We start from the raw sequence: 1,501 nt of genomic DNA, 5'->3' as shown, positions 1-1,501 counted from the left end.
ACTCAGCACCAGTGCAACTATAACCGCACTGCCAAAAGCGCTTACCTCCACTCCGGGAAGGATATTCGCGAGTAGGATCACGGCCAGGGCACTTAGGAGAAGTCGAAGGATGAATTTCATAATTTCAGGCTTAAAATAAAAAAGGCACCCCTGGTGAAGAGGTGCCCATGAAGGTAAATAAAATTTTGGATTAGTTGATGTAAAGTCCTTTGTATTCCAGGGGGTCTATAGCCGGAAGTACTGAACCGAAACGAGCCTCCATGGCTTCGAGGAACAAATTGGCTATTATCGCAGAGCCTCTGGGTGAGGGGTGGCCCCCAACAAGGTAAAAAGCGCCTCCAGTCCCATAGGTGCTGGTCAACACACTTCCATCGCTAAGTGGAATACCCGTGTCCGCCAGTACTTTGAGCGTTGCATTGGCATCGACGAAACCAAGATTGTATTGCTGGGCCAGGGTTTCGATGGTTTGATTAAAGTTCGCTGTGGCATTAGATATCAGCTCCTGCTCCTCTGGGGTAAGTACCCATTGATCTGCCAGGGGAACAGCTACCCCATTGATACTGTTGGGGTTGTTGGGGTCGGCGGGTGTCCCTATTATCGTCTGAGAGGTAAAGGTGAGCAGATCATCTTCGGTAGCCTGACGCATATTAATCAGGGCAGGGTTAAAGGCGGTGAGGTCTGTAAGGTCTTCATCGAGAATTACTACTGCGTTCCCGGGTCCGGCCGTAAAGCTGATCAATCTGCGGGCTACTTCCTCTGCTGAAATTACCCCAAGGGCCTGCAGCTGCTGAAGCCCACCATTGTACGCGGCGTATGCGCCGTTTACCAGATCTGCCGTGGCCGGGTCAAGGGGTATCGGGTTGTGTGGAACGGTAGTGAAAAAAGGGATAGAAGTCACATCAGGAATATTTGCGACAACCCCACTGGCACCATTGGCGGTAAGGGTTTGTAAGAGTGTGTTGAAAACATTGGCAAATACATTGGGATCTGTAATATCAGAGCCTCCGTACGTGGAGGGATCCAAATTCCCGGTTTGGTCTATTCCCGAACCTCCTGATGTGGCAAAACCCAAAACATCATTATTGCCAATCCAAAGGGTGAAAAATGTTGGGTTCTGCGCCATTGCATCCCCGATAATAGTTGCGTTAGGGCTACTGGCCATCCTCGCGAAATACGGATTCGCCAATCCCAGAGCTACACCGGCTACATTCCCATAACCGGGGGCGAGTAAGTGAAAACTCTTGGCTCCGGGAATAGCCATATTATTAAATGGTCCGGAGAGTACATTAGTAATTTCTGTTGTGCCCTGCCCATCTACGGGTCTTGGGGTAGGGGAGCCCGAACTGAAATCCAGGATAAGGCGGTTGCCTGCTATGGGGGTACCTCCGAGCGTCATTCCCCCGAGATTGTCAGCCATAAAAGGAATAATAAATTCCCCGCCTCCCACTTCATCGAAGCTTCCTGTAATCATATTGGGAAAAGAAGCGACTTGTGAGTCGAT

2 protein-coding genes are annotated in these 1,501 nt (G+C 50.2%); both read right to left on the bottom strand.

Annotated elements, in window-relative coordinates:
- A partial coding sequence (locus WBV75_RS08885) for a phage holin family protein (protein ID WP_424120271.1) occupies nt 1-120 on the bottom strand: 120 nt, incomplete at its 3' end.
- 70 nt (nt 121-190) lie between these two features.
- Nucleotides 191-1,501, bottom strand: a 1,311-nt coding sequence (locus tag WBV75_RS08880; protein ID WP_424120270.1) for a G-D-S-L family lipolytic protein, incomplete at its 5' end; no start/stop codon positions are given.

This window comes from Robiginitalea sp. (assembly GCF_049588695.1).
Taxonomy (GTDB): Bacteria; Bacteroidota; Bacteroidia; order Flavobacteriales; family Flavobacteriaceae; genus Robiginitalea.
The sequence above is the reverse complement of the archived record's forward strand: the minus strand, read 5'-3'. Positions and strand labels throughout refer to the sequence as shown.